1 protein-coding gene is annotated in these 236 nt (G+C 45.3%); it reads left to right on the top strand.

Annotation, left to right across the window (positions count from 1 at the left end):
- The coding region (locus G154_RS26965) for a hypothetical protein (protein WP_237742465.1) at positions 1-193 on the top strand (193 nt) is incomplete at its 5' end.
- Positions 194-236: the final 43 nt, after the last annotated feature.

Here is a 236-nt window from a genome sequence, read left to right as displayed (position 1 = left end):
AATGACCTCCACAGCTCTAAACGTAATTCATCTGGCTTTGCCTGTACTTACTTCCTCCATGAAAAAAAGTGTTGATAAGGCTCATAATGCTGCCCAGCAATTTCCTCCCTTCTCAAGACTATTCTGGCTTCCTGGGTACTTAAAAACAGGGCTTAGAGTATGGCTGCTGACAAAATTGCACTCTAAACGCTAGCTTAGGTCTTCTGCGGCCGCGATATCCTGCAGATGCATCCAGT

It is taken from the genome of Mycobacterium sp. VKM Ac-1816D, assembly GCF_000416385.1.
Lineage (GTDB): Bacteria > Actinomycetota > Actinomycetes > Mycobacteriales > Mycobacteriaceae > Mycobacterium > Mycobacterium neoaurum_A.
Note: the sequence above shows the minus strand (reverse complement) of the source record. Positions and strands in the feature narration are given on the sequence as shown.